19 protein-coding genes are annotated in these 22,123 nt (G+C 59.8%); 3 read left to right on the top strand and 16 right to left on the bottom strand.

Features of this window, described 5'->3' with window-relative positions:
- Positions 1 to 104: 104 nt before the first annotated feature.
- From ACOYO3_RS04900 to mraZ, 16 genes are all read right to left on the bottom strand, one after another.
- Positions 105 to 395, bottom strand: a complete 291-nt coding sequence (locus tag ACOYO3_RS04900; RefSeq protein ID WP_002515277.1) for a YggT family protein — start codon at positions 393 to 395, stop codon at positions 105 to 107.
- A gap of 10 nt (positions 396 to 405) precedes the next feature.
- Positions 406 to 924, bottom strand: a complete 519-nt coding sequence (locus ACOYO3_RS04895) for a cell division protein SepF (RefSeq protein WP_002515332.1) — start codon at positions 922 to 924, stop codon at positions 406 to 408.
- 126 nt (positions 925 to 1,050) lie between these two features.
- The gene (gene pgeF / locus ACOYO3_RS04890) at positions 1,051 to 1,836 is read right to left on the bottom strand and encodes a peptidoglycan editing factor PgeF (protein ID WP_002515222.1); all 786 of its coding nucleotides are present in this window, start codon (positions 1,834 to 1,836) and stop codon (positions 1,051 to 1,053) included.
- A 1-nt stretch (position 1,837) separates the two neighbouring features.
- Complete coding sequence (gene ftsZ / locus ACOYO3_RS04885) at positions 1,838 to 3,091, bottom strand: cell division protein FtsZ (protein WP_002515334.1); 1,254 nt, start codon at positions 3,089 to 3,091, stop codon at positions 1,838 to 1,840.
- A 122-nt stretch (positions 3,092 to 3,213) separates the two neighbouring features.
- A complete protein-coding gene (locus ACOYO3_RS04880) occupies positions 3,214 to 3,927 on the bottom strand; it encodes a cell division protein FtsQ/DivIB (protein ID WP_002520394.1) in 714 nt (237 codons plus the stop codon).
- A complete protein-coding gene (gene murC / locus ACOYO3_RS04875) occupies positions 3,927 to 5,342 on the bottom strand; it encodes a UDP-N-acetylmuramate--L-alanine ligase (RefSeq protein ID WP_002515297.1) in 1,416 nt (471 codons plus the stop codon). The genes ACOYO3_RS04880 and murC overlap by 1 nt, the downstream gene beginning before the upstream one ends.
- Positions 5,343 to 5,353: 11 nt before the next feature.
- Positions 5,354 to 6,472, bottom strand: a complete 1,119-nt coding sequence (gene murG, locus ACOYO3_RS04870) for an undecaprenyldiphospho-muramoylpentapeptide beta-N-acetylglucosaminyltransferase (protein ID WP_002515244.1) — start codon at positions 6,470 to 6,472, stop codon at positions 5,354 to 5,356.
- Positions 6,473 to 6,514: 42 nt separating this feature from the next.
- Positions 6,515 to 7,690 carry a putative lipid II flippase FtsW gene (ftsW, locus tag ACOYO3_RS04865; protein WP_002519122.1) on the bottom strand — a complete coding sequence of 392 codons (1,176 nt, stop codon included), beginning with the start codon at positions 7,688 to 7,690 and terminating at the stop codon, positions 6,515 to 6,517.
- A gap of 106 nt (positions 7,691 to 7,796) precedes the next feature.
- Positions 7,797 to 9,293, bottom strand: a complete 1,497-nt coding sequence (gene murD / locus ACOYO3_RS04860) for a UDP-N-acetylmuramoyl-L-alanine--D-glutamate ligase (RefSeq protein WP_002515281.1) — start codon at positions 9,291 to 9,293, stop codon at positions 7,797 to 7,799.
- The gene (gene mraY, locus ACOYO3_RS04855) at positions 9,275 to 10,345 is read right to left on the bottom strand and encodes a phospho-N-acetylmuramoyl-pentapeptide-transferase (protein WP_002520392.1); all 1,071 of its coding nucleotides are present in this window, start codon (positions 10,343 to 10,345) and stop codon (positions 9,275 to 9,277) included. The genes murD and mraY overlap by 19 nt, the downstream gene beginning before the upstream one ends.
- Positions 10,342 to 11,799, bottom strand: a complete 1,458-nt coding sequence (locus ACOYO3_RS04850) for a UDP-N-acetylmuramoyl-tripeptide--D-alanyl-D-alanine ligase (protein ID WP_002515270.1) — start codon at positions 11,797 to 11,799, stop codon at positions 10,342 to 10,344. Before ACOYO3_RS04850 ends, mraY begins: the two co-directional genes overlap by 4 nt.
- Complete coding sequence (locus tag ACOYO3_RS04845) at positions 11,796 to 13,295, bottom strand: UDP-N-acetylmuramoyl-L-alanyl-D-glutamate--2,6-diaminopimelate ligase (protein WP_002525061.1); 1,500 nt, start codon at positions 13,293 to 13,295, stop codon at positions 11,796 to 11,798. The genes ACOYO3_RS04850 and ACOYO3_RS04845 overlap by 4 nt, the downstream gene beginning before the upstream one ends.
- An 86-nt stretch (positions 13,296 to 13,381) precedes the next feature.
- A complete protein-coding gene (locus ACOYO3_RS04840; protein ID WP_002525062.1) occupies positions 13,382 to 15,169 on the bottom strand; it encodes a peptidoglycan D,D-transpeptidase FtsI family protein in 1,788 nt (595 codons plus the stop codon).
- Positions 15,170 to 15,303: 134 nt separating this feature from the next.
- Entirely contained in the window at positions 15,304 to 15,657 is a 354-nt protein-coding gene (locus tag ACOYO3_RS04835; protein ID WP_002519125.1) for a septum formation initiator family protein, read from the bottom strand.
- Positions 15,658 to 15,764: 107 nt separating this feature from the next.
- Positions 15,765 to 16,778 (bottom strand): 16S rRNA (cytosine(1402)-N(4))-methyltransferase RsmH, encoded by a 1,014-nt coding sequence (rsmH, locus tag ACOYO3_RS04830; protein ID WP_002519126.1) that lies wholly within the window; start codon positions 16,776 to 16,778, stop codon positions 15,765 to 15,767.
- Between the two features lie 142 nt (positions 16,779 to 16,920).
- A complete protein-coding gene (gene mraZ, locus ACOYO3_RS04825) occupies positions 16,921 to 17,349 on the bottom strand; it encodes a division/cell wall cluster transcriptional repressor MraZ (RefSeq protein WP_002513933.1) in 429 nt (142 codons plus the stop codon).
- 275 nt (positions 17,350 to 17,624) lie between these two features.
- Here mraZ and ACOYO3_RS04820 point away from each other — a divergent pair, with 275 nt between their 5' ends.
- From ACOYO3_RS04820 to ACOYO3_RS04810, 3 genes are read left to right on the top strand one after another with little or no spacing between them, the layout of a single operon-like run.
- The gene (locus ACOYO3_RS04820) at positions 17,625 to 18,668 is read left to right on the top strand and encodes an AAA family ATPase (RefSeq protein ID WP_002515251.1); all 1,044 of its coding nucleotides are present in this window, start codon (positions 17,625 to 17,627) and stop codon (positions 18,666 to 18,668) included.
- A complete protein-coding gene (locus ACOYO3_RS04815) occupies positions 18,665 to 19,891 on the top strand; it encodes a DUF58 domain-containing protein (protein ID WP_002515248.1) in 1,227 nt (408 codons plus the stop codon). The genes ACOYO3_RS04820 and ACOYO3_RS04815 overlap by 4 nt, the downstream gene beginning before the upstream one ends.
- Positions 19,888 to 22,101 (top strand): transglutaminaseTgpA domain-containing protein, encoded by a 2,214-nt coding sequence (locus tag ACOYO3_RS04810; RefSeq protein WP_002525063.1) that lies wholly within the window; start codon positions 19,888 to 19,890, stop codon positions 22,099 to 22,101. Before ACOYO3_RS04815 ends, ACOYO3_RS04810 begins: the two co-directional genes overlap by 4 nt.
- Positions 22,102 to 22,123: the final 22 nt, after the last annotated feature.

Here is a 22,123-nt window from a genome sequence, read left to right as displayed (position 1 = left end):
ATGATGGCCCGGGGTGGACACGAGATGACTTTAAGGCTACTCCACCAAGGCGCTCGCGTCACTTAGGAGGCTCAACCTCACCTTCGGAGTATGGATCGGTCTCATCACCAGAAGATGACGATAACAACTCGCTGGAGTATCGCCAATAGCACAAAAACGATGATGAACCCCACCGAGAACCCGACGTTGCCGAATCCCACCGGCGGCACCAGACGATCAAAGAACTTGATTGGCGGATCAGTCACGGTGTAGACCGCCTCAAACACTACAGCAAGGACACCGCGCGGCTCGAAACCCCGTATCAGAAGCGGTACCCAGGACATCAACATCCGCACGATGAGTAACACCGTGTAGATCTCAATGATCCAGGTGAGGATGGTGCCAGTCAGGATCATGGCTTCCTCGTCAAGACTGATTGAAGAATCCGCCGCTAGCGATGCGGGCCTTGTCCTCCGGAGTGACATTGACGTTGCGCGGGCACAGCAGGAAAACCTTGCTGGTCACCCTCTCGATGGTTCCGCGCAGGCCAAAGATGAGGCCAGCAGCGAAATCGACGAGACGTTTAGCGTCTGCATCGTCCATCTCAGTGAGGTTCATGATGACCGGAATACCTTCGCGGAACTGCTCACCGATGGTCCGCGCCTCGTTGTAGTTGCGCGGGTGGACGGTCAGGATGCGGTTAATGTCAGCGATGCTCGGCTCCTCAAGTTCCGAACGGCGACGGTGTTGAACCGCCTTGTGCCCCCGACCGTGCTGCTCATTGGAATCGTGATGATGCAACTGGGTCACCTCCGAAGATGGCTCATACCCGTCGTCGGAGTAGACCTCCGTGGTGAGCTCCTCGTCGGGAAGATCCTCCTCGTCGTACCGACGATCGTCAACGATCCCGACGTACGAGGCAATCTTCCTGCCGATTCCTGCCATCTGGAGCTCCTTCTCGTGGGCTTATCCCCGGGCGGGGTTCTCACCATTCAAGCCTGCCACTGATATTGCCACGGTTTGGTGGGACACGCGAACGTCTAAGACATCATGGACTGAGTACATCTGTCGTCAATGGGCGTCGTGAGCATTCCACACTAGGCCAGCTAGCCGACCAGCGCCATGATCTCGACGATGGGAAAAAAAGTCATCCCCTTCAAACGTGCAAGGATCCAGCCCCACAGCGGCCACACCCAGTGACTCGAGCTGAGCTAACGCTCCTGCACCTAGATCAAGGGCCGGAGCGCCCTGCCGAGTGACCGCACGAGTAGCTGGATACTTGGCCCAGACTTGCTCGGCCATCTCTGCGGGGACCTCGTAACACCTACCACAGATATGGGGACCCAACCACGCAAGCAACTCCGTGGCCCCCATGTCACACATGATCTTGACGGTCGCGGGCAACACACCTGCTAAGAATCCCACTCGCCCGGCGTGAGCGGCACCAACCACTCCAGCCTTTGGGTCTGCCAGCATAATCGGCATACAGTCGGCCACTCGAATAGCCAGCGCAACTCCGGGCAGATCGGTGACCATCGCGTCGGCAATGGGAAGCTTCGGCTGGCCCTCAACGCGATTCCCAAGATACCTCTGGGGAATCCATCCCTCGACGTCGTCTGGGCGGACCCGCCACACTTCGTTGCCATGTACTTGATGGCAAACCATCACCGGACCCAAGCCAAGCCGAGAACGAAGAGAGTCAACATGCTCGAGGACAGTGGGGTCTTCATCAGCGCGGCCGAGGTTAAATCCTTCAAAACCAGCACCCCCGCGTCCTTGTCCGGAAGCGTCGACACGATCAGTGAAGGCGACCCCGACGCCATGATTGGCACCGGGGTCGATAACGAATCTCAGCACGTCACTTCAGGAAGTCAGGGACATCAAGGTCGTCATCCGGCTCCTCAGGCGGATTAACAGGCTCCACAGGATGACTCTGCTGCTGTGACTGGGCCTTTCCGAACGGGCTGCCTTGAGTCTGCGGACGGATCGGCGTCGGCCGCTGGTTATCAGCGGGCTGACGGCTCGCAGACGAACTCGACCCAGCCGAGGTTGATGCAGCAGATCCCGTTCCAGCGCCAAAAACTCCCGCTGAAGACCGGTTGGTCATGGCAGGACGGGAAGCAGGACGCTGACTGATTCCAGGCTGCTTGGTGCTGGTGAGCTGGCCGTTCTCGAATCCAGCCGCGATAACCGTAACGCGCACCTCGTCACCGAGGGCGTCGTCGATGATCGTGCCGAAGATGATGTTGGCCTCGTCATGGGCAGCAGCCTCAATGAGATTGGCCGCGCTGGCAACTTCAAACAGGCCAAGGTCGGAACCACCAGCGATAGACAGCAAGACGCCGCGAGCGCCGTCGATGGACACTTCGAGCAGCGGAGACGAGATAGCCATCTCTGCGGCTGCCCGTGCACGGTCCTCTCCAGATGCACGACCAATACCCATGAGGGCGGATCCAGCATTCGACATGACCGATTTGACATCGGCGAAATCCAAGTTGATCTGGCCGGGGGTGGTGATGAGGTCAGTAATACCCGAAACACCTTGCATTAGCACCTGATCAGCCTGCTTGAAAGCGTCAAGAATGGCGATCTGCTGGTCGGTCATGTCCAGCAACTTGTCGTTCGGGATGACGATGAGGGTATCGACCTCGTCGCGCAGATTGTCAATGCCCTGCTCGGCCTGGGAGGACCGACGGTGGCCCTCAAAGGAGAACGGGCGGGTGACAACACCAATCGTCAAAGCGCCGAGGGATCGAGCGATCTTAGCGACGACGGGAGCAGCACCAGTGCCGGTTCCGCCGCCCTCACCAGCGGTGACGAAAACCATGTCGGCACCTTTGAGGGACTCCTCGATCTCGTCAGCATGGTCCTCGGCAGCCTGGCGTCCCTTATCCGGGTCAGCGCCGGCTCCCAAACCTCGAGTGAGGTCCCTGCCGATGTCAAGCTTAACGTCGGCGTCGCTCGTGAGGAGGGCCTGGGCATCGGTGTTGACGGCGAGGAACTCGACTCCCTTGAGCCCCGCCTCGATCATGCGGTTCACGGCATTGCAACCGCCACCGCCTACCCCCACGACCTTGATCACGGCGAGGTAGTTCTGGGATGGAATAGCCACTGGAGTTCTGCCTCACTCTTGTCTGACGGACCGGTCTAGGGGCAAGGCTATGAGCACGTCAAAAGGGTGTCCAACGCTGCAGCCAACCTTGACCTTGACCCTCAACCGTAGCTTGAGACTACTCAGCGAGAGGTCGGATGCTCAGGGGACGAGACGTCATAACGAGTCGCCTTGACGTGGAGCATCGCTGTGGTGACCTTGGCCTTGAGAACAGATTGATCCGCCGATCCCCACACCACCGTTCGCTTGCCCGACAGCACCACGACAATGGCATCGCGAGATGTGGCCTCGATATGGTCAACATGGCGTCTAAGCTCGGTGGGAAAGGAATCAGCGACGGTTGCGACGTCTCGCAATAAGCCACGATTTCCAGATGAGGTCGTCGCCCACACCACGTTCGGAGTGGGTTTCGCGGTTCGGTTAAAGATTCTCCCGGAGGGATCGATCCAGAGGTAGCCCCCAAGAGTCTTCACCTGATACGAGATCTTCAACTCGGTGATGTCAATGACGACAGTGTGCGGCCACTTCCGGTACACCTCAGCCTGTTGGACGATATCCATGCGCGTTTCGCGCGCAGCTACGTCGTCGGTGTTCACCCTGGCCAGCGGCTGACCCTTCGGGATCTTGGCGACTTGCTCGACTTGGGACGCCGTCACAAGGCGAGTGCCGTGTACCTCGATGGTGTTGACGCACAACAACGACGAGCTGCGGACGATCCACATCGCCACAAGGACGAGCACCACCACAGCGGCGACAACACCCGCAATGATCCGGTTACGCTTCCTACGGCGTCGACGTCGTAGCTCCATCGCGACGCTGATGTCGGAAACCGGCATCAAGCCTTGCCCTCCAGTAGGCCCACCAGAACCGGGCCAACTAAAGTGACATCTCCTGCGCCAAGGGTGATGACGAGGTCCCCAGGACGTACCTCTTCAGCGAGGGCCTCCGGAAGGTCCTGCTTATCGGGCACATACCGGGAATCCCCGCCTGCGGCGATAACGGCGTCGTGCACCAACTCGCCGGTCACACCGGGAATCGGATCCTCACGGGCCGGATATATGTCGGAAACGATGACCCGGTCTGCAAGGGTAAGCGCCGATCCGAACTCCCCGGCGAAATCTCTGGTACGGGAAAACAGATGAGGCTGGAAGCAGGCGATGACCCTCCCCTGCCCCGTCACGACACGACGTGCCGCGCCAAGGGTGGCGCGCAATTCGGTCGGGTGATGGGCGTAATCGTCAAAGACTGAGACGTCAGCAACCCGACCCACCAGTTGGAAGCGTCGCAACGTCCCCGTGAAGGATGCGATCCCGGTCAACAGATCCTGGTGACTAATTCCCAGCAGGGAACCGACGCAGTAGGCGGCTGCCGCATTAGAGAGGTTGTAGCGACCAGGCACCTGGAGCTCCAGGCGTCCCTGGGTAGGGCCATGAACGAGAGTCGCCGAAGCCGTCGTCCCATTTAAGTCAAGGTCAACGAGCCTGACCTCAGCTTGCTCAGATTCTCCGTAAGTAACGACTCGCACTGTGCCGGTGCTTTCCAGTCGGCAGGCCAATTCGGCTGCCCCCGGATCGTCGGCATTAGTCACGACGTAGCGCACCTCGGGACGGGTTGCCATCGACACGAAGCCGTCGAAGTACGCCTGCGGGGTACCCCAATTGTCTAGGTGATCGGCTTCCACATTGGTGACGACGACGATCTGGCTTGGGTACTGCAGGAAAGACCCATCGGATTCATCAGCCTCCACCACGAATGCTTCTCCCCCACCAAGATGGGAGGACATGCCCGTGGCAGCCAGTGGAGAGCCAATGACATAGGACGGGTCAGCTCCGGCACAATCGAGCATGGTGGCAACCATGCCGGTTGTCGTTGTCTTGCCGTGCGTACCAGCGATTGAGACGCCTTCCCGGCCGAGCATGAGTGCCGCCAAAGCGGCCGAGCGATGCCAGATCCGCAAACCCAGCCGGTGTGCCTCGACCAGCTCGGGGTTGTCAGGACGAATAGCCGAGGAGACGACCACGGTACGAGCCCCCGCCAGGTGGGACGGATCATGACCTACCCAGGTCTGAACGCCGAGACTTGCAAGGTCACGCAAATTAGCCGAGTCGACCTGGTCGGAGCCGCGCACCTCAACTCCCAAGTCGTGGTAAATCCGTGCCACACCGCTCATTCCGGCTCCGCCGATGGCGATGAAGTAGACCGGCCCTACGGCGCTGGGATCAAGTAGCTCGACAGGTTCCCGCAGTGACATGAGATATCTCCTCAACCAATCGTAGGGTCTATCGACGTCGCCGCCGAGATCACCCGGACCGCCATCTCCTCAGCAGCGTGAGCGGGCATGAGTCCCCGTCCTGCCGCTGACATCTGGGCAAGAACATCAGCATCATGGATGCGGGCAGTCTCCGCAAGGAGGCGCTCAACGTCCAGATCAGCATTAGCGACGACAACGCCAGCTCCGGCGTCGACCGCCGAGGTGGCATTGCGCGCCTGCTCGCCATTACCGTGCGGCAACGGCACATAGATAGTCGGCAAACCGACGGTCGCTGTTTCCACCACTGTTCCAGCGCCAGAACGGGCCACCATGAGGTCGGCAGCCGCATAAGCACTCGCCATGTCGTCAACGTATCCCATGGGCAACCATGACGCTCCGGTCAACTCGTCGGTAATCCTCGTAGCCCCCCGGATGTTCTTCGGCCCGAGCACGTGAAGAATCTGCACACCGTCTGCAAGTAGACGTGTCCGCGCAGCAACAACCGCCTCATTAATGGCCACCGCCCCCTGAGAGCCCCCCGACACCAACAAAGTTGGACGGTTGATGTCAAGACCAAGGTCAGCACGAGCACGGGCACAACGCTCAGCTCGGGCTTGCCCACTAGCGTCAGCCAAATCGGTGATCTGTGAACGCAACGGCATGCCAACAAACCGCGCTTTGGGCAAGGGCGTGTCGGGGAAAGCCGTACCGACGAAGACGGCAAAGCGTGCGGCAATCTTGTTTGCCAACCCCGGCACAGCATTCTGCTCGTGGATGACGACCGGGATCTTGGCTCGCCTGGCCGCTAAATACGCAGGCAACGACACGTAGCCACCAAACCCGACGACGACGTCGGTCTGGCGACGCTGAAGCACCTCGCCAGCCTTACGCACCGCCCCGGCTAGCCGAGCAGGAACCTTGAATAGGTCAGCATTAACGGTACGGGGCAACGGCACCGGCGGAATCATGTCAAGTTGCAGCCCCGCTTCCGGGATAACTCGTCCCTCGAGTCCCCTTGGCGTACCAATACACGAGACCGTCGCCCCACGTTCCTGCAGCGCCATCGCGGTCGCGATCAACGGCGATGTATGGCCAGCCGTTCCTCCGCCAGCCAAGACAACGTTTACCATGAGTACTCCTCTGGGGAAGAAAGACGGCAAATGAGGTTCAGATCAGCCACGGTTGCCACCATCGACGACGCTCGTTACTCGGGCCGGCTCAGTGCGTTGCGAGGCAGCAGTACTTCGCCGGGCATCAGGCTCGGTGCGGGCACATGCCAACAAAAGCCCCACTGCTAACAGCGCCGACACTAGTGCAGAACCACCGATAGAAATGAACGGAAGCGGGACGCCCACGACCGGCAAGAGGTTCAGCGATACAGACATGTTGATGAGGGCCTGAGCTGCAATCCACGCGGTGGCCGTCGACGCGGCTGAACGACGAAACAACGAATCCTGCCGCATCGCTGTGCGCACGCCAGCCCATATCAGCAAGGTAAACAGCAGGATGACACCCAGGGTACCCAGCAGGCCCATTTCCTCACCAAGAACGGCAAAGACGAAGTCGTTCTGAGCGCCATCATAAAGGCCGCCCCATTTCTGTCGGGAGGCACCGATACCAACACCCCACCAGCCACCGGTCGCCAGCGCATAAATCGCCGAAAGAGGCTGCTGGGAGGTGCTGGCGCCATTGTCTGGGTGCAGGAACGACAACACGCGCTCGGCGCGATAGGGGGTGATGGCAGTGAGCAGCAGCACCGCCAAGAGACCGAGGCCAATGAGGGCACCCAAATAACGCTTGGGCACTCCAAAGTTCCACATCTGGGCCAACATGATAAGGCCAATAATCATCGTTGTGCCGAGGTCTCCCTGAGCTACAACAAGCAGACCGACGACCCCATATAGACCAAGGTAACCCCCCACGCCCTTCGGAGTCGCCATCTCGCCACGTCGTGAAGACATGTAACTCGCCCCAAGGAGCACCAGGGCGAATTTTGCGAACTCTGAGGGCTGCAAACTAACCGGTCCGAGAGACAGCCATGACTGGTTTCCCTTTCCAGCGTCTGAACCCAAAAAGGTCAGCACCAAAACGAGCATGAGACACACGACGGCATAGGCGAACCCACCAAGTTGCCTCAGATGTGTCTCCGAGAGCCGCGACACCACGGCTGCCGCGATAGCGCCCACTACCAGGAACAGGATCTGACGAATCGCAAAGTGATAAGGCCCGTGACCCAGGGACTGGGAGTACACCGACGAGGATGACAATCCCATCAGCGCGCCAATACCGCACAGCAGCACGGTAGTAGCCAGGATGACGTAGTAATCCAGAAACGGCTGAGCCAGCAATCGGCGTGAGGAACCGTCACCACCGTCAAGTCGCAGTAAATGCCTCAACCAGCTGCCGGGAGTCCGGCGTCGGGTGGTACGGCGGACCCGTGAATCTACCGATTTCTCAGCCATCGGCATCTGGCCCGTCAACGTGTTGAGCAGCATTGGCAAAGTCCTCACCGCGTGCGGCATAGCCGGGCCAGATATCCAAGCTGGCACAGCCAGGTGCCATCAAGACGGTATCCCCAGGACGAGCCATCTTGGCAGCCTCGTGGACCGCACGAGCCATCGCCTCGCGGGACATGTCGTCAATGACGACGACCGGAACCTGTGGAGCATGCTCGGCCAAAGATCTCGCGATGATGCCGCGGTCAGTTCCCAGCACTACGACGCCACGCAGCTTGCCAGCATGAGTGGTCACGAGGTTGTCAAAATGCGTGCCCTTGGCCTGCCCACCAGCGATCCACACGATGTGTTCAAAGGCCCGCATCGAGGAGTTTGCAGCATGGGGGTTCGTCGCCTTGGAATCATCGACCCAGGTAATGCCACCGGCCTGGTGCACCGTCTCGATGCGGTGTCCACCAAGATGCAAGTCACGCAAACCCTGTCCGACGGCAGGCGCAGGAACACCAAAGGAGCGGGTCAGTGCCGCAGCAGCCAACGCGTTTTCGACATTGTGCGGAGCGAAAGGGTGCACGTCCTCAAGGCGAGCCAGCTTCATCGCCGAGGTCGCGCGCTGCTCAACGAAGGCACGATCGACGATGAGGCCGTCCACAATTCCGATCATGGACGGCCCCGGGGTCCCGGTCGTGAACCCGATAGCGCGAGCCCCCTCAACGACGTCGGCATCCTCCACCATGTGTTCGGTGGCGGGATCGGCAACGTTGTAGACGCAGGAGTTGGTCACCTGGTGGTAGATCCGAGCCTTATCGGCGGCGTACGAACCGAGCGGATCCGATTCGTGGGCGTACCACTCCAGGTGGTCTTGATGAAGGTTGAGCACTGCCGCGGAATGGAGAGACAGTGAGTTTGACCAGTGCAGCTGGAAGCTGGACAGCTCCACTGCAAAAACGTCGTAGTTGATCTCGTCAGCCATGGCCTCAAGGATGGGTCGGCCAATGTTACCGACAGCACATGCCTTCAGACCTGCCGCATGAAGAATCGACTCGGTCATCTGGGTAGTCGTCGTCTTGCCATTGGTGCCGGTAATCGCCAGCCACGGAATAACACGGTCGGGATGCATGAGGCGCCAGGCCAGTTCAGGCTCACCCCAAACGGGGATCCCTCGCGTAAGGGCACGAGCTACCAGCGGTTGGGTAGGACGCCAGCTAGGAGAGACGACGACGAGGTCCGTTTCCTCCGGCAAGTCGGATGCTGATCCGGGGCCCAAACGCACTTCGGCCCCGAGGACCTCCAGCAGACCACCTTTGTCACGGTGGGAGTCGTCATCGGAGTCGTCAAGGACGAGGACCGTGGCGTCAAGCTCAAGTAACGCGTCAGCGGCGGCATAGCCGGACGTGCCTAAACCAGCGATGACAACATGCACACCAGACCAGTCGAAGAGCCGGTCAGCCGCGCTGAGATCAACCTTTCCGGAGAACGTCACTGCCCTGCCACCCATTCTGCATAGAAGATTCCTAGGCCAGCCGAAACAGCAAGGCCGCAAATAATCCAGAACCTGATGACTACCGTCACCTCAGCCCACCCCTTCAGCTCAAAGTGATGGTGCAACGGGGCCATTTTAAAGACACGTTTTCCGCCAGTGATCTTAAACACACTGACCTGCAACATAACCGAGACCGTTTCGATGACGAAGAGAGCACCAATAATGACCAGGAGCAGCTCAGTGCGACTGACGACGGCCATACCGGCAACAGCGCCACCAAGAGCCAATGATCCTGTGTCGCCAAGAAAGATCTGGGCGGGCTTAGCATTCCACCACAGAAACCCAAAACACGCTCCGGCGATAGCGATGGCAACCACTGCAATATCGTGAGGGTCACGCACTGCATAACAGTGGTTTCCTGCGGTGGTCGGGCGAGAGCACCACTGATTGAACTGCCAGATGCTCAGCACGGTATAGGCGCCGAAAACCATCGTGGACGCACCGGTAGCTAAGCCGTCAAGACCGTCGGTGAGGTTGACAGCGTTGGAACTTCCTGAAATAAGCAGGATCACCCAGACGATGCCCAGCCAGACGGGTAGGTACAGCCACGAAATATCACGCAGGAAAGAGATAGCTGGCGACCCTGGCGTCACACCGTGGACATCAGGGAAATACATCACCCCGATAGCGAAAGTGATAGCGACAAAAGCCTGGCCGAGGAGCTTTCCTTTGGGTTTAAGACCCAAGGAACGCTGCTTAGAAATCTTTGTCCAGTCGTCAAGAAAACCGATGAAACCCAATCCCGAAAACAGCCACAACACCAGCAGCGCCGAGATGGAGGGATGGGTCCATGTCACCAGGTGTGCTACGAGGTACGCCAGCAGTACGGAGACAATAATGACAGCGCCGCCCATGGTCGGGGTGCCCTTTTTCGTCTTATGGGTTGTCGGGCCGTCGTCGCGAATGAACTGGCCATAGCCCTTCGCGGCGAGCCAATGGATGAACCACCGCGTGCCGACGAGGGTGCCGATCATTGACACCGCACCGGCGAGCAGGATGTTCTTCACGCCTGGGCCTCCCTTTCCTCGAACACTTCGCGTCCTACTCGCTCCAAGGCCAGACCTCTGGAAGCTTTGAGTAAAACGACATCGTGTGAGGTCCAACCTAGTGACCCAGAAGCACCTTCCACGGTGGAAACAATCACACGTGCGCCTTCGGCCCGGGCACCTTCGGCAATGTTCTCGGCCTCATCGCCAACAGCGATAATGACGTCGAATCCAGCGTGGGCTGCTAGCCGACCGGACTCGGCATTGAGACGAGCAGAGTCCTGTCCAAGCTCGAGCATGTCGCCCAAGACGGCGACGCCCCTAGTCTGAGGGTCCCGAACTCGGCGCGTCGCCAAGACATGCCCCATCGCTGTCAACGAAGCGGCCATCGAGTCAGGGTTGGCGTTGTAGCAGTCCTCGACCAGCACCAGGCCATCGGCGCGTTCACGCAACTGCATTCTCATAGCTGACCTGGACACGGCGTTGCTGAGCGCCTCGGCGATCCGAGTGACAGTTTGGTCATCGATGTCGTCATTCATAGCCAAGGCTGCCAGCGCAGCAGCAGTAGCAGCCACGGCATTTGCGACCTGATGAGCACCCATCGTCATCAGCCGGACAGGGCTACGCCAGGTGGACTCACCCCGGCGGGCGGCAAGGGTAAAGGAGTGACGATCCAGGTCGTCGGCATGGGTTGATTCGGCCCACACCTCGATGTCGGCATCTGGGCGACGATGGTCAGCATCAGGGCTGAACCATGCAATATGTCCACGGGTGCGCGGTGCCATCCCGGCGACAAGGGTATCGGCGGCGTTGAGCACAGCCCAACCGTCAACGCTGAGGGCCTCAACGATCTCACCCTTAGCCTGGGCAATGACCTCTCGCGAACCAAACTCGCCCAGGTGGGCATTCCCGACGTTGAGGACCATGGCTACGTCGGGAGTAACGATGGAGGTGAGCCAGGAGATATGACCCAGACCGCGAGTCCCCATTTCCGACACCAAGAAAGAGGTGTTCTCGTTACTGCGGCACGCCGTCAGAGGAACTCCGATTTCATTGTTGAACGATCCCACCGGAGCCACCGTTGGGCCAAAAGTCTCAAGGATCTGGGCCAGCATGTCCTTGGTGCTTGTCTTACCGCTGGAACCAGTCAAAGCGATGGTACGCATGCCACGTTCTCGTTCAGTCGCCACGACATGACGCGCCAGTCGAGATAGGCCGGCTTGACCATCGTCAACAACGAGATGGGGCAACTGTGCGTCGGTGCGCCGAGTGACCAGGACAGCGGCAGCGCCCGTGTCCTGAGCCGCCTGAGTGAAGTCATGACCGTCTACCCGGGTGCCGGGAAGAGCGATAAACAGAGCGCCCGGAGTTACCTTCCGGGTATCAATGACGACGTCCGGGCCCACCTGGGCAGAATCATTTACCGGTGCTGCTTCGACCCACTGCGCGAGGGTGGCAACGTCGAGAACTCTCATCGTGCCTGATCCTCCTCGCTCTGCCGGGCCATGATCTTCCATTCGGCCCGGATAACCTCACGATCGTCGAACGGCAGCACCTCACTGCCAATGTTCTGCCCGGTCTCATGTCCCTTGCCGAGCACGCAGATAACGTCGCCAGCCTCCGCCATCCGCAGGGCCTCGTTAATCGCCTCACGACGACGTCCCCCGTCGATCACAATGACCCCGTCACCAGCAGCTTCATGGGCCCCCTCCAGCACGGCTGCACGGATCACCGCAGGATCTTCGGTACGTGGGTTGTCATCAGTAACGATGACGATATCGGCACGCTCAGCGGCAATCTGGCCCATTGGACCACGCTTGGCCACGTCACGGTCTCCCCCAGCACCGAGCACGGCGATAAGACGGCCGCCATCGACTGACGACCGAGCGGCATCAAGAGCTGATGCAATCGCTTGCGGAGTGTGCGCAAAGTCCACGAGGGCCGTCGGGGCGTCATCTGCGAGATCGACCCGCTCCATACGGCCAGGCACCTGCGCGGAACACAAACCATCTGCAACATCGTCAAAAGCGAGCCCGGCAGCCTCGAGCATGGCCAGAGCCATAGCTGCGTTGCGGACATTGAATTCGCCGGGCAAGGACAGCTCGAGGGTGCGCTCCCCCGACGGAGTGCTCACGTCGAAAATTGCCCCGGCACGCGCGGCCTGCCATGACGTCACCTGATAGTCAGAGGGCTGATGGATTGACGTTGTCACGGCCTTAACCCCGTTGGCTTGCATACGCTCAACTAGCTGACGACCACGCGGGTCATCGACATTGATAACGCCAACCCGAGCCAGATCGGGGGTGAACAAACGGGCTTTAGCGTTGAAATAATTATCAAGGGTGTTATGGAAATCCAGATGGTCACGGCCCAGGTTGGTGAAAGCCACGACATCGAAACAGGTTCCATCCACCCGCTGCAAGGCCAGAGCGTGCGACGACACCTCTATCACGACGTCAGAAGCACCTCGCTCAGCCATCGCCGCGAATAGCCCTTGCAGATCTGGGGACTCCGGCGTCGTGACGGTGGTGCGAGCACTAGGCAACTCCTCACCGTCGAGCCGGAATCCAATTGTCCCGATAGTCCCAACATGGTGGCCAGCCGCACGCAATCCGGCCTCCACGAGGAAGGCCGTTGTGGTTTTACCGTTAGTCCCCGTAATACCAAACATCGTCATGGCATCCGAGGGGCGTCCAAAGATCTTAGCGGCCGCAACAGCCATGGCAGCGCGCGGATCGTCGACGACGATGATCGGCACACCCGCCTCCGCCGCCAGTGTGGCACCGTCCTCGTCGGTGAGCACTGCCACTGCACCCGACTCAACAGCAGAGGCAGCGAAACTCGCCCCGTGAGCATGCAGGCCGTGCAGACCGACGTAGAGATCGCCCGGGCGAACCTGGCGGGAGTCCAATGTGATCCCGGTGATCGCAGGACCGTTGTCATTAGCTCGGCAGCTGTCGAAGGAGGCCACTAGATCGGTCCACCCGACAGGATCACCCTGGGATGGTCGGAGGGCAGCACCAGCAGGTGGAGTGGGGGTGACAGTAGATTCAGGGCTCACGGCTGGTACTCCAAGGGTTCCTTGCGCGCTTTGTCGGTGGACGGTTGCACACCGTATCGCGGCAGGGCAACAGACATGAGTTGCCGCGCCGCTGGCTGTGCCACCGCCGTGCCAGTATGCCCGTTGGTGGGCTGATTGATGACAACGTACGTGAGAATACGCGGCTTCTCGATAGGAGCGACGGCAATAAACGACGAGATGTACCCGTGGTAGCAGTGACACTCAGGGTCAATCCGCTGGGCAGTACCCGTCTTGGCACCCATCCGGTAGTCCGGAATAGGTCGGCCCTTGGCGGTAGATACCACGTTCTCCATCATGTCGCGAACCTCCTCAGAGGCTCGTTGCGAGATCACTCTGCGGGTAGTCGTCTTAGGAATCTCGGAAGGCTCGCCGTGGCCGTCAACGGCAGACTTGATAATCGTCGGCGAGTGGTAGACCCCGCCATTGACGATTCCGGCAACGGCAGCGGCCTCCTGAAGAGCCGTCACTGACAGCCCCTGGCCGAACGCAACCTGGTCCCGGGTGTAGTCAGGCATAGTGGGCTTCGGTATCTGACCACTCGCCTCACCTGGCAGACCGATTCGGGTAGGAGCCCCTAGCCCGAATACCTTGAGATAAGACACCATGGTCGCCTTGTCTAACTTTCGGGCAAACAATGCCGTCCCAATATTTGACGAATGCACTAGCACCCCACGGGCGGTGAGGTACTCGGTGCCGTGAGGCTCAGCATCAGTGATCTTGCCGCCACCAGACGACAAAGCACGCGGAACGACGACGTGGCTATCGGGAGTGATGATCCCCTGATCGGTCAGCGCAGCCATAGTCAGGACTTTTTGCACCGATCCTGGCTCGTACGCATCCTGGATGACCCGATTGCGGGTCTGGTTCTCTTTAGCTTTGCCGGGCTTATTTGAGTCAAAAGTGGGCATTGACGCCATCGCCAGGACCTCACCATTAGTCACGTCCATCATGACGATCTCGCCGCTCTTTGCCTTGGCATTCTTAATCGCTGTACCGAGGGCCTGCTGAGCCATCAGCTGTAGCTGAGCGTCGAGAGTCAGAGTGTAACTTGTGCCGTCGACCGCAGGCACCAGAGTATTAGAACCCAGCGGAATACGGCCCCAGGTCGAGGCCTCATACGACTCTTTACCCGGCACACCAGCAAGCTGTTTGTTATGGGAGTATTCGAAACCGCCAGCTCCTTTGCCCTCGGCATTCACGAAGCCCACGACGTTGGAGGCAACCTGCCCCGACGGATAGGTACGGATCGGGTCATTTGAACTAAATACTCCGTACCAGCCACCTTGCTTCATGTCCTTCTTGATGAGGTCGAAGGTGTAGCTGTCAACGTGGTGGCGTACTACCGAGTAGCGGCTCAGCTTTCCCTTAGCATCAGTGGCCGTTACCGCCTTGCGGTAATCCTCCGGCTGCCCGCCCAATCGCGTAGCAAGGATCTTCGCGACGGCCTTAGGCGCAGCGGCTGCCTTCTCCTGTTGTTCACGAGTCATCGTCACCCGCTCGTCAACGCCGTTGCGGGAGATCATCCGAGGGTCCACAAAAACCAATACCGCAGGCTGGGTTTGCGCCATCACAATGCCATTGCGATCGGTGAGCTCGCCTCGGTTGGGCTGAAGAGCGTAGGTGTACTTCATCCTCGCCGCCGCCGACGCCGCATACGCAGGCGCCTCGATCGCCTGCAGTTGCAAAGCACGGCTAGCTAAGCTCACCGCAAGCACGAGAAATACCGCCATAACGATCGTCAAACGACCCCGTTGGGAAGCCATTTCGAGCACGGGCCTACTATGCGGCTCCCGACCCTCCAAGCGAGACCCAGGTCGCGCTCGCGCGGGACCACGGTTGGACGCGGGCCGCCTGGCGGACCCGGGCCGTGAGTTCGGGCCCGTAGGATGCCGGGAACTCACGGCTGGCCCACCTCAGGCTTAGCCGTCTCCCCGATGACTCCTGGTACCTCCTTGCCGTCGACCTTGGTCTGGGTTCCGATGACCTTGCCAGTACGCAGGTCAATATAGGAGCCGTAAGGATTCGGCCTCATGCCGAGCTTCTTGGCCTGTTCCTGGAGATTCTGCGGACCACGAAGGTGATCGACCTCAGCAGCCAGAACAGCCTGCTGGTGTTGCAAGACGTTGAGATTGCGCGTCTCCTGGGCAATCTGCATGGACTGCGCCTGGATGGTGGTGTTGAGCACCAACAGCCCGGCCAATCCAGCAGCTAACATGACAACAATGAGAATGGCAAAGCCCAGTCGCCCCATCTGCTGCTGACGCACCCGTTGCGGCAGTGCACGCAATACTGGACGCAACGAGGTAGGCCGTGCAGCAGCAGTCCTGGCCTGCTGTGGACGCGGTGCTAGTTCAGCGCTCATCGGCTCTCCTTGGTCGCATGCTGACGGTTAACGGGCCCAGATCGAACCCGCTCAATGACCCGCAACCGTGCCGAGGCGGATCGTGGATTGGTGGCCACCTCATCGGCGTCGGGACGTTCCGCCCCCCGAGTAACAGGGTTGAACTTTGCTGCCATTGACTCGGGGACCATCGGCAATCCGGCTGGGGCTGTATCCGCGCATGCGTCGCGGAAGGCCTCCTTGACGGGGCGGTCCTCCAGGGAGTGATAGGACAACACAGCGATCCGGCCGCCGACATCAAGACGATCGAGAGCTCGCGGGAGCACCGCGGGCAAGGTCTCCATCTCACGGTTAACGGCAATCCGCAGGGCCTGGAAGGTACGCTTGGCGGGATGGCTGTGGCGCTTGCGACGCACTGTGGCAGGAATAGCTTCGGTAATAATCTCGACGAGCCGCCCCGAAGTCTCGATGGGTTGGCGGTCACGTTCGGTAACGATGGCGCGAACAATGCGGTCAGCGAACTTTTCCTCACCGTACTCGCGAAGCATACGCACCAAGGCACCAGGATCAGACTCATTGAGGATCTGGGCAGCAGTACGACCACTGGACTGGTCCATCCGCATGTCCAGCGGGGAATCAACCGAGTACGAGAACCCGCGCTCAACCTCGTCAATTTGGAAAGAGGACAGCCCAAGGTCAAGCAGTACGGAGTCGACATAGTCCAGGCCGAGATCGTCAAGCACCTCAGGAAGTTCGTCATGAACAGCGTGGACGAGATGAACGCGGTCTGCAAAAGGCTCAAGCCGCGCCTCGGCCATTGTCAGGGCCTGCTGATCGCGATCGATACCGACCAACTCAACGTCAGGGAATCGCCTCAGAACAGCCTCAGCATGACCTCCCATACCGAGGGTGCCATCAACATGGACACGTCGACCACTCTTGAGAACGACAGCAAGAAGGTCGAGGATACGGGCACGCATGACGGGGATATGGACAGCATCGCTACCAATGGCATCGGTCGCCATGAGCATCCCTTCCCCGGCATGATATGCCAGCAACGTCTTCGACCGGTGTCGACGACCCGTGATCCGAGGTTCCGTTCCGGCTGAACCACCTGGCACAGGGGAAGTTGTGTCAGGGGGCCCGGTCGGCCCGGACCCGCGGACCGCGAGATCACTGTTCGGCGAAGACCTCCTCGTTCATATCGGCGAAGGCCTCCTCCTGAGCTTCGGAGTACTTCTCCCACTCGGTGGCGTCCCACACCTCAACTCGAGTAATCGCTCCCACCACGACGATCTCTTTATTAAGAGCGGCGTAGCGCCTCAGCATCGGCGGAATCATGACCCGCCCCTGCTTGTCAGGAGCGGTGTCGCTAGCCCCGGCTGCCAGCATGCGCTGATAGTCACGAACCTTCTTGACGCTCACCGATCCCTTGGCGATTTCCCGGGTCATCTCCACGAAAGTTTCGGTCGGGTAGATCGCCAGACACCTGTCCTGGCCTCTGGTGATGACCAACCCATCGTCCAACTCGTCGCGGAACTTCGCCGGTAGAAAGAAGCGGCCCTTCTCGTCGAGCTTGGGAGTATGCGTACCCAGAAACACCGGGCACCTCCTTGCTCCACGATCGAGGCAATTTCCTCCACTTGCCTCCACCATACTCCACGACGCTCCACCCCGTCACCTCCCTTACACCCTTTTCTCCGCTTCTCCCCACTTGCATCGCGTCATACAGCCGTCGCATGGCAACGAAGAATGTCGACATGAACTTGAGCAAGTCGCTCGAACCTGTTCCACGGCTCCCATCGCGATGGAAATAGCGTCACCGCCGCCAGATAACATGGGCTTCGGTCACTGCCGCGCACGCCAGGAGGATCCCGTTGAACCACCGAGAATCACAGCCGGTCATTCCGGCACACGCCCAGCCTCTTGAGACCGTTGATCCGCGTGCCGCATCAATTGATGGTGTGGTGGCCATCACTAACGCGGTCCGGTCGGCCGTCGCAGGGGCGATTGAGGGAAAGAGCGAACGCATCGATACCGCGCTTGTCGTCCTCCTTGCCCAAGGGCATCTGCTGGTGGAGGACGTCCCCGGTGTGGGTAAGACGACACTCGCTCGAGCACTAGGGCGCGCCATTGACTGCACCGTTCACCGCATTCAGTTCACTCCTGACCTACTCCCGTCAGACATCACCGGCGTCAGCGTCTATGACCAAGAGAAGCGGGAATTCGTCTTTAAACCTGGCGGGATTTTCGCCAACATTGTGGTGGGTGACGAAATCAACCGCGCCTCTCCCAAGACCCAGTCAGCTCTGCTCGAGGCCATGGGAGAACGTCAAGTCTCAGCAGATGGCCTGACTCATCCCCTCGAAGCCCCGTTCATGGTGATGGCCACCCAAAACCCCATTGAGATGGAGGGCACGTACCGCCTACCAGAGGCCCAACGTGACCGATTTATGGCTCGTATCACTATGGGTTATCCAACGCGATCAGCAGAGCTTGCCATGCTCGAGCATCATGGCGCGACCTCTCCTCTTGATGAGGTCAGACCAGTTACCGACACTCAGACGATCCGAAGGCTCATTTCGACCGTACTTGGAGTGCACGTAGCCGTTGACATTCACGAGTACGTCCTCGACATCATCGGCGCCACCCGCTCACACGAGAGCATTCGGTTGGGAGCATCTCCCCGCGCAGCCCTCCACTTGGTCCGCGCGTGCCGAGCTCGCGCGGCCATGAGTGGACGCGACTACGTCATCCCCGACGACGTTCAGGCTCTCGCTGCGCCGATCTTGGCTCACCGATTGGTCTTTTCTGGACGCAGTGGAATCGCCAGCCATGAGTCTGCCCGGGCAGCCGAGTCAGTCATTGGGTCAATTCTGCGTCAGGTTCCCCTGCCTGAGCGGGCGCATCAAGACCGATGAGCGCCGCCTCAACGTCCAGCGCCCCTCGCCGTCAGGGACTGCTCACACTACGAGGACGCACGGTCGGGATCGTGGGGATCGTGCTCACGATCATCGGCCTCAGCATTGACCAGCGTGGCCTGGCGAGAATTGGGTTTCTCCTTATCCTGCTGCCGCTGATAGCCATTAGTGTCGTCGCATGGTTTCGACCGCGCGTGCAGACCGCGCGTAGTCTCGCTCCAATGCGGATAGCGTTAGGCTCCCAAGCCTGCGAAACCGTCACGGTAGAGCGTCGTGGCGGACTACCACTTGGAGCAGCCCGATTCACCGATACCATCCCCGCGCCGCTAGGCCAGTCACGATGGTCGACGGCCACCATCCAGACCCCAGTCATACCTACTACACGTGGTCGATTCGTGATCGGCCCCGTCATGATGCGCACCGTCGACCCGTTTGGCATGGCCCGCCATCACACCGATCTCGGTCAGGTTGCCGAAGTCATTGTCACGCCAAGGATCGTCGATTTGGGCGCCTCCGGGGAGCTCGGGGGTCAGGGATTCGACACAAGGTCCTCAGCGATCCATGCCGGACGACGTGGTCCCGACGATGCCATGGTGCGCGATTGGCACACCGGAGACTCGGTGCGACGCATTCACTGGCGCTCCACCGCTCACCGCGGGGACCTCATGGTCCGATGCGAGGAGCAGGCCTGGAACCCATCCGTCGTCATCGTGTTGGATTCTCGGGCTCGGCGTCACGTTGGAACTGGCCCCGACGCATCCTTTGAATGGGCCGTCAACGCGGTGGCATCCATCTCGACGCGTCTGGCTTCCGACGGATACGTCACTCACGTGTGTGACTCATCCGGCACGCTCAAGGGCGATATTCTCGACGCCCTCGTCGACGAACCGCTGCGTCCCGACACCGCCCTGACCAAGGCTATCGAGTCATGCCAGGGAATTGACGGCCCGGCGATCGCCATCCTCGGCCGGTTGGAGACGACCGATATTGATCCTCTCGTGGACTTGAGACGGGACCGGGTCGCTGGCCTTGCCCTTGTCCTAGATTCCGATACCTTCACCGCTCGACGATTCCGCAGCCCCCTTGAGCAGGCCGAGGAGCACGAGCGTGCCGTCGCAGAGTTGGATGATGCTGGGTGGGCAGTCGTTCCCGTCGATTCTCGCACCTCTATCGATTCGGCATGGCAGAACTTGCTGCAGACCGCAAGGACGGCAGCTTTATGACAAACCCACGTCGTGCCGCTCAGCCTGTCACCCAGCTGTCCGAACATCTCGATCTGACCAAGGCATCTGAGTACCCCGGCCTTCTGGCTATTCACCTCGCGGTAGCCCTGGCCATGATGTTGGCCACCTTTTCGCTGATAGGGCTCACTACCGATCCGTCTTTTTGGATCGGTCCGACTGCCGTCATCGTCTTCCTCGAAGTCGTCGGCCTGCTGTGCCGACACCACCACTGGGACCACGCCGAGGTACAAGGCGTGCAAGCCATTCTCGTCGTCGTCATCGTCGTGATGATGGGAGGCATCAGTGCATCGGCGGTTGGTTCCTCCGGCTCATTCCCGGTTAATGCCCTTCATCTGTATCGCGACACCCTCACTCTGATCCAGACGACCGATGGACATCTTCCCCCGTCAATCGGGGTTATCTGGTTGACAACGACCGTGGTGGCGGTTCTGACTGTTCTGGCAGACCTGCTAACCATTACTCTCGAAAGCCCTGGGTGGTCTCTCGCTCCGCTGCTAGTTATCCATCTTGCGGCGGTTCTCATCGTCAGACACGACACGCCCTGGTGGAGTTTCGCCTTGGTCGCGGCGAGCTGGCTCATCATCCTCACCGTCGATCATGCGCTTCGAGGAGGTGGCCCTCTGACCTGGTTGGCCGCGGCTATATTCAGTATTATCGCCATCACGATCGCTACAGTGTTCGCCGCGATCGCACCCGTCTGGGGACATCTTGACTTCTCTCACCCAGCAGCGGCCCCGTCGAGTCCGGTACGGATGAGTGATCCGACCATCGAACTGCGTCGCAATCTCCATAACACATCGACGGCATCAGTCATCACCTACACCACTAATAGCCCTGACGGTGAATACCTGCGCATGACCTCCCTATCGAAGGTGACTGATCGAGGGTGGGGCCTCATCCCAGTTGATCTAGAACACTCTGCCCCTGAATCTGTACCGGGATTGTTTGGCCCGTCACGAACTCGTACGGTCGATATCAATATCACTGGGTTTTCTTCACAGTATTTACCCGCCCCCTATGGACCAATTGCTGCGGACGTCGATCAGACCTGGGCGTGGGACCCACAGGATCTGACGATTGTCTCAACCTCTGCTGATCACGACCATGCAACCTCCGATATGCAGTACAGCATTTCGGCGCAGGAGCCCGACCCCGATCCAGTAACCTTCGATAACGCGAAGGCCGGCACCCCAAATAACTCGGTGTACACCGAAGTCCCTGCTAACGTTCCATCCAGCATAAGGGACTTAACTAGCCGAATTATCAAGGGGAAATCTACCCCCGTAACCAAGGCCATCGCGATTCAAAACTGGCTTCGTGACAGCGCTCGATTCCATTACGACATCAACGCACCCGAAGGTGACGGCTATCAAGTACTGGAAAACTTCTTGCTGCGCACCCACCGTGGTTATTGCATCCATTTCGCGGCGTCAATGGCACTTATGGCACGACTTGAAGGTATTCCGTCACGCGTATCCGTGGGGTTCCTTCCCGGCGATCATGCAAGAGACACCTGGAAGATACGCGCCAACCAGATGCACGCTTGGCCCGAGTTGTACTTCCAGGACTACGGATGGGTTAGGTTCGAGCCGACCGCAGCGGTGGCACCAGCTCCCACCTGGACCGACAAGGAAACCACTATTCCTTCCCCCTCCTCCACCCCATCGTCATCCCCGACTCCTTCGACACAGACCTCCACCCCATCGCCTGAGCCATCCCCGGCAGCTGCACCTACTTCGACACCCACCAGCAGCCCCGCACCTATCAGTACCGCCGACCATGAAGGCTTCAATTGGGCACCTCTCAGTGCAGTCCTCGTCATTCTCGTCATACTCGCGCTGCCAATGCTCATTCGCATGCTCATCTCACGCCGCAGGATTACCCGTGGTTCGATAGCCGGCATTTGGCGGGAAATCCGCGACCTGTGGATCGATCACGGTTTGGCCTGGCCTGACGGTACCCCGCGTCGTCAAGCCGCGGCCTTAGTCACCGACATGGATCCGGACACCTCCGCTGCGGTCAAGAAGCTGGCCCTGGCAGAGGAGATGGACCGCTGGTCTAGCAAGGATGGTCATGACAACTCTCTTCCCGACGATCTCGGGGCTGTCAAGGCCTGGTTAGCACGAACCCCCACCCCCAGGCCACACTGGCTGGCGACCTGGTTACCGACATCCCTTGTCAAAAAGTGAAAGTCACCGCGACTGACGACGG

Origin of the sequence: Cutibacterium sp. KBN10P07758 (assembly GCF_050286205.1) — a bacterium.
Classification (GTDB): Bacteria; Actinomycetota; Actinomycetes; order Propionibacteriales; family Propionibacteriaceae; genus Cutibacterium; species Cutibacterium acnes.
The sequence above is the reverse complement of the archived record's forward strand: the minus strand, read 5'-3'. Positions and strand labels throughout refer to the sequence as shown.